This window comes from Microbacterium sp. 8M (assembly GCF_902506375.1).
GTDB lineage: Bacteria > Actinomycetota > Actinomycetes > Actinomycetales > Microbacteriaceae > Microbacterium.
In genome coordinates this window covers 1,081,147-1,096,181 of sequence record NZ_LR733284.1, presented here as the reverse complement: position 1 = coordinate 1,096,181, position 15,035 = coordinate 1,081,147, and the positions used below count along the sequence as shown (strand labels likewise).

Sequence of the window (15,035 nt, the reverse complement as noted above, 5' to 3'; positions counted from 1 at the left end):
CGCGTGTATCGAGTCTAAACGTCCGCAGGGGGGTGGTATTCCCAGGAACGGCGGGGGCGGGAACGGTCGCCGGGCGTCAGGGCACGGGGATCGAGTCGGTGCTGACGGGCGGTTCGTCGACGCTGCCGCGGTCGGCCCGCAGCCGTCGTGCGGCGAGGCCGAGATCGACGAGGAAGACCGCGATCGCCACCCACACGATGGCGAAGCCGATCCACCGTTCGAGCGGCATCGGCTCGTGCATGACGAGCACGCCCACGAGGAACTGCATGATCGGGGTGATGAACTGGATCATCCCGATCACGGTCAGCCCGATCCGGCGCGTCCCGGCGGCGAACAGCAGCAGCGGAACCGCGGTCGCGACGCCGGCGAAGGCGAGCAGGCTCGCGTGCAGCGGGCCGTTCTGGCCCATGGTGATGCCTGTGGTGAGCCCCACCGCGATGAGCTGCACGATCGCGACCGGCAGCAGCCAGAACGACTCCAGGGTGAGGCCGCTGATCGCGTCGACGGAGGGGCCGATCTTCTTCTTGACGAGGCCGTAGATCCCGAAGGAGGCGGTGAGCGACAGCGCGATCCACGGGAACGTCCCGTGGGCGAACACGATCACGAGCACCGCGATCGTGGCGATGCCCACGGCGACCCATTGCAGCCGGCGCAGCTTCTCCTTCAGCACGAAGACGCCGAGCAGCATGGTGCCGATGGGGTTGATGAAGTAGCCGAGGCTCGTCTCTACGATCTCGCCGTTCAACGTGGCGAGGACGAACACCTGCCAGTTGATGTAGATCAGTGCGCCGGCGAGTGCGGTGAGCGCCAGCAGTCGTGGCTGCCGGATGATCGCGAGCAGCGGCTTCCAGCCCCGGGTGATCGCCAGCAGGATCACGCAGAACACCAGGGAGAGGGCGACCCGCCAGGCCACGAGCTCCCACGGGCCGGTGGGCGCGAGCAGCAGGAAGTACAGGGGCAGCACGCCCCACAGCAGGTATGCGCCGATCGCGGACGCGACGCCGACGGTCTGTGCGCTGCGGGTGGTGGTCACCGATCAACCCTATGACCGGGAGCGGACAAGCAGGGCCGATGAGGATCCGTCGGAGAACGGAGGCGGCAGTCGGCGTGTCCCGCTTCCGCGGACCGGATCCGACACCGACGCGCCGGGAGCTCCTCCGTTTTCCCGCGTCGGCGCGGGGGACGGCGAAGGCCCGGATGCGCGGGGCATCCGGGCCTTCGGAACGTCAGTGCTGGCTCAGCGCACCACGACGGCGAGCACGTCGCGCGCGGAGAGCACGAGGTACTCCTCGGCGCCGAACTTCACCTCGGTGCCGCCGTACTTGCTGTAGAGCACGCGGTCGCCGACGTTGACGTCGAGCGGAACGCGGTTGCCGTTGTCGTCGATGCGGCCGGGGCCCACCGCCACGACCTCGCCCTCCTGGGGCTTCTCCTTGGCGGTGTCGGGGATGACCAGGCCACTCGCGGTGGTCTGCTCGGCCTCGACCTGCTTGATGACGATGCGGTCCTCGAGCGGCTTGATGGAAACCGACACGGTCTACCTCTTTCTTGACGGTTCAAGACGTTGTTAGCACCCTCGACCCGAGAGTGCTAACGACAGTCTAGGCGCATCGTTGGCACTCACGCAATCAGAGTGCCAATCGGACGACATCCGCGGATCCGGTCCCGGCCCGCACCGGTATCCTCACCCGCGAGACCGCAACCAGACGACGAGACTGCAGCACTCTGTTGCTGTCTCGTCGCGTGATTGCAGTCTCGCGGACAGTAGGGCGCGGTGAGGGGCAGCCAGCACACAGCGGGCCGGCAGCAGATCCGCGGATAGCCTGGAGCGCGTGGACATGAGCGAACTGCGGATCCTGCTGACGCCCGAGGCGCTGCGCATGCTCGACGCCCTCGGCGAGGTGGGATCCACGGACGCAGCCGCGCGCGCCGTCATGCGGCTGCGCGCCGAGGGGCACTCCCCCGAATTCGTGTCCGCCGTGGTGGGACAGGCACGGCTGCGCACCAGAGCGACCGCGAAGTTCGGCGAGTTCGCGGGACGCATGCTGTTCACGCGCGCCGGGCTGGAGCAGGCCACACGGCTCGGCGTCGCCGCACGGCACGCGGGACGCATGCGCGCCGCCGGGGTGACGCACGTGTCCGACCTCGGCTGCGGGATCGGCGGGGACGCGCTCGCCTTCGCGGGCGCCGGGCTGACGGTGACGGCGGTCGACGCCGACGAGGTCACCGCCGCCCTGGCCGCGTACAACCTCGCACCGTTCGGCTCCGACGCCGAGGTGCGGCACGGGTTCGCGGAGGAGCACGCGCCCGGCCCTTCGACGGGCTCAGGGACCGGAAGCACAGGCTCGGGGACCGGAGCCGGAGGCGCCGGGGTCGAGGCGGTGTGGCTGGATCCGGCCCGGCGGACGGCGGGGCACTCCGAGACCCGGCGCGTGTCCGCCGACGACTACTCCCCCTCGCTGGACTGGGCCTTCGCCCTCGCCGAGCGCGTGCCGACCGGGATCAAGCTCGGCCCCGCGCACGACCGGGAGGCGATCCCCGCCGATGTGGAGGCGCAGTGGGTCAGCGCGGACGGCGACGTGGTCGAGCTCGTGCTGTGGTCGGGTCCGCTGGCGCGGGACGGGGTGCGCCGGGCGGCGCTCGTGATCCGCGGCGACCGCGGGTACGAGCTGACCGCGCCCGCCGACGCGGAGGACGCCGAGGTCCGCGAGCTCGGCGCCTATGTGCACGAGCCCGACGGAGCGGTGATCCGCGCGCGCCTCATCGGCGATCTGGCCCGCACGCTCGACGCCGGGATGCTGGATCCGCACATCGCGTACCTCACCTCGGATACACCGGCCGAGAGCCCCTTCGCCGCGTCGTTCCGGGTGCGCGAGGTGCTGCCGGTGAACCCGAAGACGATCGCGGCGGCGTTGAAGAAGGCCGGCATCGGGCGGCTGGAGATCAAGAAGCGCGGAGTGGACGTTGATCCGGCGGTCTTCCGCAAGAAGCTGAATCTGCGCGGCTCCGAGGAGGCGACGCTCATCCTGGTGCGCATCGGCGACAAGCGCCACGCGATCCTCGCGGACCGGGTCTGATCAGTCCGCCGCCACGTGGTCGAGGTGGAACAGGGCGTCGTCCTGAGTGATGACGAGATACTGTCCGCCGTTCTGCGGCGCCCAGAAGTCGATCCGCATGGCGGGGTGCGCGCCGGTCTCCGGCAGCCGCAGCGTGAGCGCCGGCCCGTCCTGCCCCGAGTCGCCGCTCCCGGCGAAGTCCAGCGCCGCGGTGTTCACGTCACAGGTCTTTCGCGGGTCCGGATCCTCCACGATCAGGCACCGCCGCCCGCTGCCGTCGTCGCCGAGCCACACCGGAGTGTCGCCCACGCGGCCGACGACGCTCGCGTAGACGAGGCGATTGTCCGCGACGATACGGCGCATGTCGGCTCGCTCGCGGGACGTCGCCGTCCCGCCGTCGGTGAACGTGGCCTGGTAGCGCTGCAGCACCCCCGCAGGCACGCCGGCCCCTGCGAGCAGGAGCGATCCCGCATATCCCGACGGCGGCGCGGCGCCGGGATCCTCCGCATTGACGTAGAGGGGCCGGTCGCTCAGCTGATCGCGCGTCCCGCACTGCTGCTGCAGGTCGGCACCGCGCACGTCGAGGATCGCGCAGTGCAGCCGACCGTTCGCCTGGGTCGCGTACCAGAGCAGGCCGTCGCGTTCGCGGGCGAGCAGGAGCAGGGATCCGGGATCCAGGTCGTCGTGATGCTTCAGCACGACCGATGCCCGGTCGGACTCGCCGTCGCGCAGGGCGAGTCCGACATCCGGCGGCCGCGGGATCGCCCACCCGATCAGCACGCCGACGAGCAGGAGCGCGCCGAGACCGCCGACGAGGTAGCGCGGCCGCTTCCAGTCTCCGCCGGCGATCCACGTCCGGACCCGGGACCAGGCTGCCCCGAACAGCCGAGCGCGTCCTGGATCGCCGAGGATCCGACCGGATCCGTCAGCGGGACGCGACGTCGTCGGCGGGTCGGGCACGGGCGGGGTGCTCTCCTCATCCCGCTGCGCCCGCTCCGGAACCAGGGCTCCTTCGGACGGGGGTCCTTCGTCTCGCTGCGCGGTTCCTGAGCGAGGAGCGTCCTTCGTCTCGCTGCGCTCGCTCAGGAACCGACGAGACGAAGGGCGCTCAGGAACCAGGGGTGACGGCAGGTCGGTCCGCCGCAGCTCCGCGAGACGCGCGGCCTCGGCCTCGCTCAGGCCGGATCCGTCCCGGGCGAACGCGCGCCGCTCCAGCTCGCGACGTTCGCGATCATCCGCCGGATCCGACATGCGGCTACCCGAACCAGCCGAACCGGTAGGCGGCCCAGAGCAGCCAGCCCGCGCTGTACAGCGTGGCGACGATCCCGAGCACGAGCGCCCACACCGCCATCCCGCGGCTCTCCTCGGGGCGTCGCAGCGACATGATCGCCGCGGCGACCGACACGATCGCCACGGGGATCCCCCATCCGACGAACAGCGAGGCGAACAGGGCCACGACTGCCGACAGCAGCGCCCACGGGGCGAGCCGCGGCTCCGGCGCGGGGTGGGCAGGGAGCTCCGTGCCGTCGCTCGGATGCCAGTGCTCCTCGTGCACGGTCTCGCCGTCGCGCTCCAGCTCCACCGGCTCGGGCGCCGGCGCGTCGAGCAGGGGCCCGCTCTCCACGACGGCGGGCACGGGCGCGGTCGGCAGCCGGGTGTACCGCTCCGGATCCTTCCCGCCCGTGTGCGTCATCATCCGACCTCGGTCTCGCCGCCGGCGCCGTCGCGCTCGGCGACCTGGATCTCGGTCACCGGCAGCGTCGAGTCCGCTCCGAAGGCGAGCGTGGACGGGCGCCGGCCCGAGGCGATCAGCTCGGCCGCGAGCCCGGCGATCATGGCGCCGTTGTCGGTGCACAGCGACAGCGGCGGGATGCGCACGGTGACGCCGGCCTCGGCGGCGCGGGCGAGCGCGACCTCGCGCAGCCGGCGGTTCGCGATCACTCCCCCGCCGAGCAGCAGCCGCGGCACACCGCGGTCGGCGCAGGCGGCGAGCGCCTTCGTCACCAGCACGTCCACGACCGCCTCACGGAAGCTCGCCGCCACATCGGCGACGGGGATCGGATTCCCGGCCGCCTCTTCGCGCTCGATCCAGCGCGCGACCGCGGTCTTCAACCCCGAGAAGGAGAAGTCGTACCGATGCTTCTCCAGATCCGAGGCACGGGAGAGCCCGCGCGGGAACCGGATCGCATCCGGATCTCCGCCGGCAGCCGCGCGGTCGATCTCCGGTCCGCCCGGGTAGGGCAGTCCGAGGATCCGGGCGACCTTGTCGAACGCTTCGCCCGCGGCGTCGTCGACGGTCTCGCCGAGCAATTCCACGTCGGTGGTGAGGTCGCGCACGTGCAGCAGCGAGGTGTGCCCGCCGGACACCAGCAGCGCGATCGTCGGATATTCCAGCGGCACCGAGTCCGGAGTGAGGATGTCGGCGGCGATGTGGCCGACGAGGTGGTTGACGGCGTACAGCGGCGTGCCGAGCGACACCGCGAGCCCCTTCGCCGCCCCGATGCCGACCATGAGCGCCCCGGCGAGCCCCGGCCCGCTGGTGACGGCGACGGCGTCGAGATCCTGCAGCCGCACCCGTGCCTCGGCGAGCGCCCGCTCGATCGCCGGCTGCAGCGCTTCGAGGTGCGCTCGCGCGGCGACCTCCGGCACGACGCCGCCGTAGCGGGCGTGCTCGTCCATGCTCGACGCGATCGTGTTGGACAGCAGCGTCCGCCCGCGCACGATGCCGATGCCGGTCTCGTCGCAGCTCGTCTCGATCCCGAGCACGAGGGGTTCAGTCATGGGATCCCTCCTCGTTCTCGTTCTCGTTCTCGTTCTCAGGATGAAGTGGTGTTCTCGGCTCCGGGTGGCCGGATTCCCGCGGATCCGCAGAATCGGTCCTGAGAACGGTCGTCTCGCGGCCGGGCAGGATGAGCCGCATCACGATCGCATCCACGTCGTCGGGCTGGTAGTAGCCCGCGCGGCGTCCGATCTCGACGAACCCCTCGGCGAGGTACAGCCCCTCCGCCACCGGGTTGTCCGCGCGCACCTCGAGGAACACCTCGCGGGCACCGCGCTCCGCCGCCTCCGCGAGCAGCGCGCGCAGCAGCGCCCGGCCGCGGCCGGATCCGCGGTATGCGGCGTCGAGGGCGATGGTCTGGATGTCGGCGTCGGGCGATCCGCGCAGGGCGCGCACTCCCCCGTAGCCGACCACGAGCTCGCTGTCGCCTCCGGGCTCCACGTCGACGAAGTAGCGTCCGTGCGGGCCGGCGAGCTCGGCCGCCATCATCTCCTCGCTCCACGCGTCCGTCGGGAAGGAGCGCCGTTCGATGAGCATGATCGCGTCGAGGTCGTCGGGTGTCGCGGCGCGGATCACGGGCCCACCTTCTTGGGCGCGGCGGGCACGCGGGCGTCCGGCGGACGCAGGTAGAGCGGCTCGGATCCGGTCAGGGTGCGCCCCGCGGCGACAGCACGGCGAGCCACGCGCGCGATGGCCGCACCGGAGATCTCGGTCACCTCGAAACGGCGGAGCGCGCCGAGCTTGCGGTCGACGTCGGCCTGCGGCACGAGGACGGTGTCGACGACGACGTGCGGGATGCCGTCGACGTCGATCCCCTCGTACACCGTCACCGCGGTCTCGCGCCGCCGGGCGTCGGTGAGGATCGCGAACGGGTGCTGCGGCGGGTGCTCGCCCTCGATCACGGCGAGCGCGGCGGCGTGGTGGCTGGGCACCGCGACGACGGGCACGCCCCGGCCGAGCGCGAAGGCGCGCGCGGCGGCGATCCCGATCCGCAGCCCGGTGAACGGGCCCGGCCCCATCCCGGCGGCGACATGCGTGAGCTCCTCGGCGCCCCGCCCCGCGGCCTCCCCGGCCGACCCGGACGGAGAGGACGACCGCGACCCCGCCGAGGCCTCAGCGGGCACCGCGGCGAGCACCTGCTCCAGCAGCGCGCCGATCGCCTCCGCGTGCCCGAGGTGGCCCGCCTGGGCGACCTCGGCCAGGGTGCGACCATCGCGGCCGATCAGGCCGACGGCCGAGCCGAGTGAGGTGTCCACGCCGAGAATCACGTTTCCAGGTTAGCTATTGCGCGGCGAGGGCGCCGCCCGCATCACCGCATCGCCGCCTCGGCCCTCTCCCAGCGGTCCCCGCCGCGGCTCTGCGCGCGGGCTCCGGCGGCCCCGGCGGCCGCAATCAGCGCGTCCAGGTCGTAGCCGGCGTCGAGCGCCTTCGCCCAGCCGACGCTCGCCGACACCCGCAGCGCGGCGCCGGGTCCGGAGTCCTCGATCGTCGAGACCCGCGCGAGCAGCGCCCGCAGATGCCGACGCACCTCCTCGTCCGACCCGGGCAGCAGCGCGAGCGCCCTCCCCTCCGCCGTGCGCTCCACGTCGGCGACGACCGGCAGCGCGTCCCGCACATGCGCCTGGAACGCCTGCGCGATGCTCGCGAACGCGGCCGGCCCCACAGCCTCCTGGAGGTCGGCCGGATCGTCGAGGCGGATGTCCAGCAGCGACCAGGCCGGATCCTGGTGCTCCTGCGCGCGGGCGAGGCGGCCGCGCAGCGCCGCATGCTCCTCTTCGCCGCTCCTGCTCCCGCCGCGCAGCAGCGTCTCTCCCCGGGCGAGCAGCACGATGGTGATCGCGGCGCACTGGCTGGTCAGCAGGATCCCGACCCCGTTCACGTCGCGGAGCATCCGCAGCTCGTCCCCGGGGGCGGAGCCGATGCCGGCGATCCCCGCGGCCACCCCGAGCACGGCCACCACGACGAACGCCGCGGAGATGAGCGCCAGAGGCAGCACCACGTCGCGCGCGCTGATCCGCAGCCGGAACAGCTCCCAGGCCGACATCCCGGCGAAGACCGCCCCCGCCGTGAACACGATGCGGAACATGAGCGGATACGCGTCGGTGGTGGAGGTGAGGGTGAGCAGCGCGGGCCCGACCGCGATGTACGCGACCGCAGCGGGCCAGAAGGCGCGCCGTCCGGCATAGAAGCGGATGCCGACCCACAGCAGCGGCTCGAAGCACACGATGAGGCCCGATGACAGGGCGCGCAGCGGCGCACTGTCGAACTGGTTCGCCGCCACCCACAGGTACGTCGCCAGCATGGCGATCCCGAAGCCGACCGACCACGTGATGGTGGCTCTGCTCGGGCGCGGCATGAGGGCGAGCCCGAACACCAGCGCGGTGGAGAGCGTCACGAGGGCCACCAGTGTGGCCGACGTGTTGACGGTGATGCCGATGGGGGCGGTGATGGTGATCATGCGTCGTTCCTCTCGGGGCGACGGGGCAGGCGCACACGCACGCGCGTGCCCTCGCCGAGCCGGCTCTGCACGTCGACGGTGCCGCCGTGCGCGGTCACGATGTCGCGGACGGCGACCAGGCCGAGACCGGTGCCCGGCACGCCGCTGCGCGCGGCCTGCTCGCTGCGGAAGTAGGGCTGGAACAGCCGCTCGACATCGGCGGGCGCCATTCCCGCCCCGGTGTCGGCGACGACGAGCTCTGCGTGCGCGTCGTCGGCCACGCCGAGCGAGACCACGATGGATCCGCCGGGCGCGGTGTATTTGACGGCGTTGCTCAGCAGATTGTCGATCACCTGGCGCAGCCGGAACGCGTCACCGTAGATGAGGAGCGTGGCCGCCCCCATGACCTCGACGCGGAGCCGGCTCGCCGCAGCCGTCGGCAGGAAGGAGGCGACGGATGCGCGCGCGAGGGCGTGCAGCTCGACGGGCTCGGACAGGACGCGGGGCGCCGGCCGCGACGCGTCGAGGGCCGTGGTGACGAGGTCCTGCATGCGCTCGGCCGCGCCCGCGACCACGGTGAGCTGGTCGGCCGCCCGTGGCGGGAGGTCCTCCCGCTCCAGCAGCAGATCCACATGCCCGACGATCGCGGTGAGCGGGTTGCGCAACTCGTGCGTCAGGATCGCGGACATCAGGCGGCGCTCCTCGGCCGCCTGCAGCCGCGCGGTCACGTCGTCGATCTTGACGAGCACGACGGCACCCTGCTCGGGGTCGCTCGCCATGGGCTGGGTGTGCACCTCCAGCGCCCGCCAGGTGCCCTCCGCGTCGTACAGCCACACCCGCTCCCCGTCGAGGTGCTCCCCGCGCGCGGCCCGGGCGAGCACCGTGCGCCGCACCGGCACCGGCTCGCCCTCCCGGTCGTCGTACTCCACGGCCGCCGCCGGCAGCGCGACGCCGTCGGCGTCGACCCCGTACAGCCGCCGGTACGCATCGTTCATCTTCAGGATCACGCCGTCGTCCCCGATCGCGACGAGCGCGGTGTCGAGCGCGTCGATGATCTGCGTGACCCGGCGTTCGTGCGTCTCGGCGCGGCGCGCGATCCGGTCGATCTGCTCGGAGCGGCGCCGGAGCAGCCGGCTCGACGCGCGCGAGCGGCGCACCCCGACCCGGATCGTGGTGCCGAGGAACCCGAGCGCGAAGGCCGTGATCAGCACCCGCAGCACGACATCGGAGAAGAGCCCGGTCTGGTTGGCGATGGTGAACAGGAACGCGGTGATGAGTGCGATGCCGCCGACGACGGCGAGCATCGAGTAATAGGTGGCGATCCAGGTGATCGGGATCACCCAGAGGAAGCCGAGCCGGATGTCGGGGGCCTGCGTGGTGAGGCCGATCGCGGCGATGTCGACCATCGGCACCACGAGGATGCCCGCGGGCGGCACCCGGTCCCACGGCAGCACGAGCACCGCGACGGTGGTCAGCACCGAGAGGGCCAGACCCGCGGTGAACCCGGGCGTGGCGAAGACGGTCGGCTTGAGGGCCGCGACGAGCACCGCGATCGCCACCGTGGTGCCCACGAAGATGAGCTGCCAACGCCAGATCGACGCCCTGCGGGACATGCCGATCCTCTCCCCTGCGCGGCGCCGCGCCGCCTCCGGATGCGTCCGAGGGCCAGGATCCGGATCCGGGCCGCTCAACGCTTCCGCAAGGTTATCCAAAGAAGCGCCGAAGGCGGTTCAACCGGGATATCGCGGCGCCTAGCATCGCTGGCAGACGGACCCCCCTCCGTCGCCGGATCCGCGGCCCGAACGCGGATCCGGCACCTCCTCTCCCGCGCCGCACCTCGCGCCGCATCGGATCCGTCGCCACTCGCCGAAGGAGCATCTGAGATGACCGCTCCCTCGTCGGCCCGCGCGGACCGCCCCCGGGGCTGGACCGTGCTGATCGGCGCACTCGTGGCCCTCACGGTCGCCACCGGAATCGTCGCGGTGCCGTGGTTCCTGCTGCAGGACCGGGCAGCGCCTGCCCCGCCCGCCGGCCCGCGCTGGTTCGGCGGCTACGTCGACGTCACCGCGGGCGTCGGGACGGCCGGCACGACAGACTCGGCCGGCGACGCGGAAGTCCTGGCGTTCGTGGTCGCCGCAGCTCCGCAGACGTGCGCACCGACCTGGGGCGGCGCCTACTCGCTCGCCGAGGCCGGGCATGCGCTCGATCTGGACCACCTCGTCGAGCGCGCGCGCCAGGGCGGCGGTCCGGTGGCGATCTCGTTCGGCGGCCCCCGCGGCACGGAGCTCGCCGGCGCGTGCGTCTCGGTCGGCGCGCTGGCCGACGCCTACGGCGCGGTGCTCGACCGCTACGCGGTGACGACGATGGACCTCGATCTGAGCGGCCCCGCGCTCGACGACGCCACCGCCGGCGAGCGTCGGGCGCACGCCGTGGCGCAGCTGCAGGCCGGCCATCGCGCCCGCGGGATCGACCTGGCCGTCTGGATCACGCTGCCCGCCGGACGGGACGGCCTCGACACCGACGGTCTGCGGTCGATCCGTCAGATGCAGCAGGCCGGCGTGCAGCTCACCGGCGTCAACGCGATGACCGGGGACGACGCCGCATCCCCCGGCGGACCGTCCCCGGGGGATGCGGCGGTCAGCGCCCTCACGGCCGTGCACGATCAGCTCGGGCGCCTGTACGACGAGCTGAACGTCGCGCTGCCCGCGGACGGCGCCTGGGCGATCATGGGCGCGACCCCGACGATCGGGCGCACCGGCGGGCACGACGAGGTGTTCGGTCTCGACGATGCGGCGACGGTGAACGCGTTCGCGCAGAGGCAGCGGCTGGCCCGGCTGTCGATGTGGTCGGTGAACCGCGATCACGCCTGCGCGGCCGAGGATTCCGCGGACCCGGCCTCCGGGGGCTGCAGCGGGATCCCGCAGCAGGACGGCGCCTTCGCCTCCGTGCTGGGACGGGGATGGGGAGCAGGCGAGGCGGGCAGGGGCGCTCCGCCGCGGCTCGCCTCAGCTCCGACGCCATCGCCTTCGACATCCGCGGCGGAGCCGGACCCGTGACCGGATCTGCCGCGGCGGGCGCCTTCGGGAGGCGCCTCTCCGCCCCGGGACCCTGCCCGGGCGCGGATGCCGGACCTCGATCGGGATATCGGGATCCGGCCGTGGTTCCGGGAGCCGCGGGGACCGGCTCCCGGGACCGCCTCGGCGCGGGCTGGGGAGCCCCGCCGCTCAGGTGACGCGGGTCTCGAGGTCGCGCGGCAGGGAGAGCCGGCCTCGGGATCCGCGCCACAGGGCGCTCAGTCCTCGGCTGCGGTCCCGTCGGTGTGGGCGGTGAGGCGGTAGCCCACCCCGCGCACCGTCTCGATGTAGCGGGGCGCCGCGGTGCTGTCGCCGATCTTGCGCCGCAGGTTTGCCATGTGCGCCTCGATGGCGCGCTTGTCCGGCTCGCCGACGTAGGACGCCGATCCGAAGGCCTCCCCGCGCAGCACCAGGGCGAGGTCGGCCTTGCTGCGCACGCGGCGCTTGGACTCGAGCAGGGTCGCGAGCAGGTCGAACTCCGTCGGGGTCAGCTCGACCTCCCGCTGCGCCACCAGCACCGTGTGCGAGTCGAGGTCGAGGCTGATGTCGCGATGCGAATGCCATTGTCCCGCTGTGGTGTGCGAAGGGATGGCCGCGGCCTCGGAGGGGTTGCGGGCGACGGCGGGAACGGCCGCCGGAGCGCCCGCAGGCGCCGCCGGAGCGGCCCCCACGGACGCGGTTGCCGGGTCCGGGTTGCGAGGACGGCGCAGCAGCGCCTCGATGCGCGCTCGCAGCTCGCGCGGCCGGAACGGCTTGACCAGGTACTCGTCGGCGCCGGAGGTGAGGCCGAGCACGACGTCGGACTCCTCCCCGAGCGCGGACAGCATGATGATGAACGTCCCGCTCACGGCCCGGATCCGGCGCGCGGCCTCGAAGCCGTCGATGCCCGGCAGGTTGATGTCGAGCGTGGTGATCACGGGGCGGTGCTCGGCGACCGCGGCGACGCCCTCGAGCCCGGTACCGGCGAGCACCGTGCGGAAACCGGCGGCGCGGAAGACCTCGTCGAGGAGGGATCGGACGTCCGGATCATCCTCGATGATCACGGCGGTCTTCGTGGCGTCTTCGGTCATGCTCATCCCTGCGCGTCGGTCGTGAGCATCATATCGGCATGCCGGATCCGGCCCGGTTCCAGAGCGGGCGCAGCGTGGCCCGGTTCCAGGGCGAGCGCAGCGTGGCCCGGTTCCAGAGCGAGCGCAGCGTGGCCCGGTTCCAGGGCGAGCGCAGCGCCCTCGTCTCGTCGCGGCGCTCCTCGCTCCGGGACCAGGAGCCGTCCTGGGTTCCAGGGCGAGCGCAGCGAGACGAAGGACGTCGGCCCTCAGCCGCGTCCGGCGCGGGTGATCGTGACGACGCGCGGCGCATCCGCGTCGAGGTCTTCGGCGTCGAGGTCATCGGAGCCCGCGCCCACGGGACGCTCGAGCTCGATGTCCCACCAGGCGTCGGCGAGCTCCTCCGCCATCCCGCGCCCCCACTCCACCACGACGACGGATCCGGGCACGTCGACGTCCAGGTCGTCGAGCTCCGCCGCGGATCCGAGCCGGTACGCGTCCATGTGCACGAGCGGCGCACCGCCGGTGAGCGACGGGTGGGTGCGCGCGATCACGAAGGTGGGGCTCTGCACCGGCCCGCGCACGCCGAGGCCTTCCGCGAGACCCCGGGTGAACGTCGTCTTTCCGGCGCCGAGCGGGCCGGTGAGGATCAGCACGTCGCCCGCGACGAGGTCGGATCCGATCCGCCGCCCGAGCTCCTCCATGGCCTCGGCCGTACGGATCTCGTGGCGCCCCGCGAGGTCCTCGAGCGCGGTCATGACACGCTCCGCCGCGGCACCCGGGGACCGACCCGCGTCACGATCTCGTAGTCGATGGTGTCGGCGACGTCCGCCCAGTCGCGCGCCGAGGGCACCCCGAGCGTGGGGTCGCCGAACAGCACCACCTCATCGCCCACGGCGACCGGGTCGTCGCCCACGTCGACGAGGAACTGATCCATGGCGATCCGGCCGGCGACCGTGTAGCGGCGGCCGCCGATCTGCACCGGCCCGCGTCCGGACGCCTGGCGCGGCACGCCGTCGGCGTAGCCCAGCGGGATGAGCGCGAGCGTGGTCTCGGTCGCCGTGCGATGCGTGTAGCCGTAGGAGACGCCCGTGCCCGCGGGCACCCGGCGCACCGCGGCCACCGCGCCGCGCAGCGTCATCGCGGGCCGCAGGCCGAGGTCGCTCGAGGTGCGGTCGTCGAACGGGCTGACGCCGTAGAGCCCGATGCCGATGCGCACCGCGTCCAGCCGCGTCTCGGGAAGGTCGATGGCCGCGGCGGTCGCGGCGAGGTGGCGGATCTCCGGGACGATGCCGGATGCGGACGCCTCCGCGCACGCCGTCTCGAAGGCGGCGAGCGCGACGCGGTCGTCCTCGGGCGAGGTGTTGGAGACGTGGCTGAACAGGCCGACGATGCGGATCCGCCCGATGCGCTCCAGGCGCGCGGCCTCGGCGAGCAGCCGGCCGCGGTCGGCGGGGGCGATGCCGTTGCGGCTCAGCCCTGTCTCGAACTTGAGGTGCACGCGGAGCGGATCCGAGCCCCGGCCCGCCTCCGCGGCCGCGGTCAGCTGCTCGAAGCTCGAGATGCCCACCTCGATGCCGGCCTCGGCCGCGTCGTCGAACCGGCGGCCCGGCGCGTGCAGCCACGCCAGGATCGGCGCGTTCACGCCGTCGCGACGCAGCTCGAGCCCCTCGTCGATCGTGGCGACCCCGAGCCGGGTCGCTCCCCCGGCGAGCGCGGCGACCGCGGCTGCGGCGGCCCCGTGCCCGTACGCGTTCGCCTTGACGACCCCGATGACGTCGACGCCGGTGAGCCGGCGCAGGTGCCGGGTGTTGTCGCTGATCGCGTCGAGGTCGATCGTCGCCTCGCGGAACGGCGCGGTCATGCGGCGCCCTCCGCCACGGCCCCGGATCCCCCGGCGCCCGAGGCCGCCGCTCCGATCCGACGCCCCCCGCCGCCGTCCAGGCCCCCCTCTGTCGGCGTCGTTGCGAGGGGGTCTCGACGCTCTGAGGGGGTCTCGGCGGATCCGGCGGGCAGGGCCGTGTCGGGCCGGGCCGCGTTGTCCGCAGAGCCCTCCGCGACGACGTAGGCGGCGGCGAGGCCGGCGTCGTGGGTGAGCGAGAGGTGCAGGGTCGCGATGCCGCGCTCCGCGACGACGGCGGCGGTGCTGCCGCTCAGCACGAAGTACGGCCGGCCCGAGGGCTCCGACGCGATCTCGATCTCGGTCCAGTGCACGCCGTCGGATCCGCCGAGCGCCTTGATGAGCGCCTCCTTCGCGGCGTAGCGCGCGGCCAGCGACGCGAGCCGGAGCGCCTGCTCCGACGGCGCGAACAGGCGCTGCATCAGCCGCGGCGTGCGGGCGACGGTCCGTTCGAACCGCGGGATGTCCACGAGGTCGATTCCGGTGCCGATGATCACTGATTCAGCCTACCGGGCCGGATCCGCGGGCCCATCCGCCCCGCGCCCGTGCCCATCCGGCCCGCGCCCGGCCCGCGCCCCGGCCAGTCCAGCTCCAGACCCGCCGAGCCACCCCCTTCGACGCGAGCTACCCCCTGCACACGGTCTGCAAGGGGGTGGCTCGACTACAAAGGGGTGGCTCGGCGTCGGCCTCCGGTCCGTGTCCGGCCCGGCACGCTCGTCCCCGCCCAAGCCGCGCCCCCTTCC

Annotated in this window: 14 protein-coding genes and 1 pseudogene; 2 read left to right on the top strand and 13 right to left on the bottom strand. The window is 73.2% G+C overall.

Annotated elements, in window-relative coordinates; genetic code table 11:
• Window positions 1–76 precede the first annotated feature (76 nt).
• A complete protein-coding gene (rarD, locus tag AERO9AM_RS05190; RefSeq protein ID WP_159575189.1) occupies window positions 77–1,033 on the bottom strand; it encodes an EamA family transporter RarD in 957 nt (318 codons plus the stop codon).
• Between the two features lie 204 nt (window positions 1,034–1,237).
• Window positions 1,238–1,534 carry a co-chaperone GroES gene (gene groES, locus AERO9AM_RS05185; protein ID WP_159575188.1) on the bottom strand — a complete coding sequence of 99 codons (297 nt, stop codon included), beginning with the start codon at window positions 1,532–1,534 and terminating at the stop codon, window positions 1,238–1,240.
• Window positions 1,535–1,838: 304 nt separating this feature from the next.
• Between groES and AERO9AM_RS05180 the strand changes: the two genes are divergently transcribed.
• A complete protein-coding gene (locus AERO9AM_RS05180) occupies window positions 1,839–3,077 on the top strand; it encodes a THUMP-like domain-containing protein (protein WP_442923251.1) in 1,239 nt (412 codons plus the stop codon).
• On the opposite strand, the gene AERO9AM_RS05175 is transcribed toward AERO9AM_RS05180, so the two are convergent.
• From AERO9AM_RS05175 to AERO9AM_RS05145, 7 genes are read right to left on the bottom strand one after another with little or no spacing between them, the layout of a single operon-like run.
• Window positions 3,078–4,307, bottom strand: coding sequence for a hypothetical protein (locus AERO9AM_RS05175; protein ID WP_159575186.1), 1,230 nt, complete (start codon window positions 4,305–4,307; stop codon window positions 3,078–3,080).
• A gap of 4 nt (window positions 4,308–4,311) precedes the next feature.
• Window positions 4,312–4,752, bottom strand: coding sequence for a DUF4190 domain-containing protein (locus AERO9AM_RS05170; protein WP_159575185.1), 441 nt, complete (start codon window positions 4,750–4,752; stop codon window positions 4,312–4,314).
• Complete coding sequence (gene tsaD, locus AERO9AM_RS05165; protein WP_159575184.1) at window positions 4,749–5,837, bottom strand: tRNA (adenosine(37)-N6)-threonylcarbamoyltransferase complex transferase subunit TsaD; 1,089 nt, start codon at window positions 5,835–5,837, stop codon at window positions 4,749–4,751. Before tsaD ends, AERO9AM_RS05170 begins: the two co-directional genes overlap by 4 nt.
• Entirely contained in the window at window positions 5,830–6,411 is a 582-nt protein-coding gene (gene rimI, locus AERO9AM_RS05160) for a ribosomal protein S18-alanine N-acetyltransferase (protein WP_236602490.1), read from the bottom strand. Before rimI ends, tsaD begins: the two co-directional genes overlap by 8 nt.
• A complete protein-coding gene (gene tsaB / locus AERO9AM_RS05155) occupies window positions 6,408–7,103 on the bottom strand; it encodes a tRNA (adenosine(37)-N6)-threonylcarbamoyltransferase complex dimerization subunit type 1 TsaB (RefSeq protein WP_159575183.1) in 696 nt (231 codons plus the stop codon). The genes rimI and tsaB overlap by 4 nt, the downstream gene beginning before the upstream one ends.
• A 41-nt stretch (window positions 7,104–7,144) precedes the next feature.
• Window positions 7,145–8,293: a hypothetical protein gene (locus AERO9AM_RS05150; RefSeq protein ID WP_159575182.1), complete on the bottom strand. Its 1,149-nt coding sequence runs from the start codon at window positions 8,291–8,293 to the stop codon at window positions 7,145–7,147.
• Window positions 8,290–9,885, bottom strand: coding sequence for a sensor histidine kinase (locus AERO9AM_RS05145; protein ID WP_159575181.1), 1,596 nt, complete (start codon window positions 9,883–9,885; stop codon window positions 8,290–8,292). Before AERO9AM_RS05145 ends, AERO9AM_RS05150 begins: the two co-directional genes overlap by 4 nt.
• 270 nt (window positions 9,886–10,155) lie before the next feature.
• Between AERO9AM_RS05145 and AERO9AM_RS05140 the strand changes: the two genes are divergently transcribed.
• Window positions 10,156–11,328: a glycosyl hydrolase gene (locus tag AERO9AM_RS05140; RefSeq protein ID WP_159575180.1), complete on the top strand. Its 1,173-nt coding sequence runs from the start codon at window positions 10,156–10,158 to the stop codon at window positions 11,326–11,328.
• Between the two features lie 236 nt (window positions 11,329–11,564).
• Here the strand turns inward: AERO9AM_RS05140 and AERO9AM_RS05135 are convergent, their stop codons facing one another.
• The 4 genes and pseudogenes from AERO9AM_RS05135 to AERO9AM_RS05120 all read right to left on the bottom strand — a co-directional run.
• On the bottom strand, window positions 11,565–12,422 hold the full coding sequence (locus tag AERO9AM_RS05135; RefSeq protein ID WP_159575179.1) for a response regulator transcription factor: 858 nt from the start codon (window positions 12,420–12,422) through the stop codon (window positions 11,565–11,567).
• Between the two features lie 239 nt (window positions 12,423–12,661).
• Entirely contained in the window at window positions 12,662–13,150 is a 489-nt protein-coding gene (tsaE, locus tag AERO9AM_RS05130) for a tRNA (adenosine(37)-N6)-threonylcarbamoyltransferase complex ATPase subunit type 1 TsaE (protein WP_159575178.1), read from the bottom strand.
• Window positions 13,147–14,256 (bottom strand): alanine racemase, encoded by a 1,110-nt coding sequence (gene alr / locus AERO9AM_RS05125; protein ID WP_159575177.1) that lies wholly within the window; start codon window positions 14,254–14,256, stop codon window positions 13,147–13,149. The genes tsaE and alr overlap by 4 nt, the downstream gene beginning before the upstream one ends.
• Before the next feature lie 182 nt (window positions 14,257–14,438).
• Window positions 14,439–14,789, bottom strand: a pseudogene (locus AERO9AM_RS05120) (holo-ACP synthase); the annotation flags it as partial.
• Window positions 14,790–15,035 lie beyond the last annotated feature (246 nt).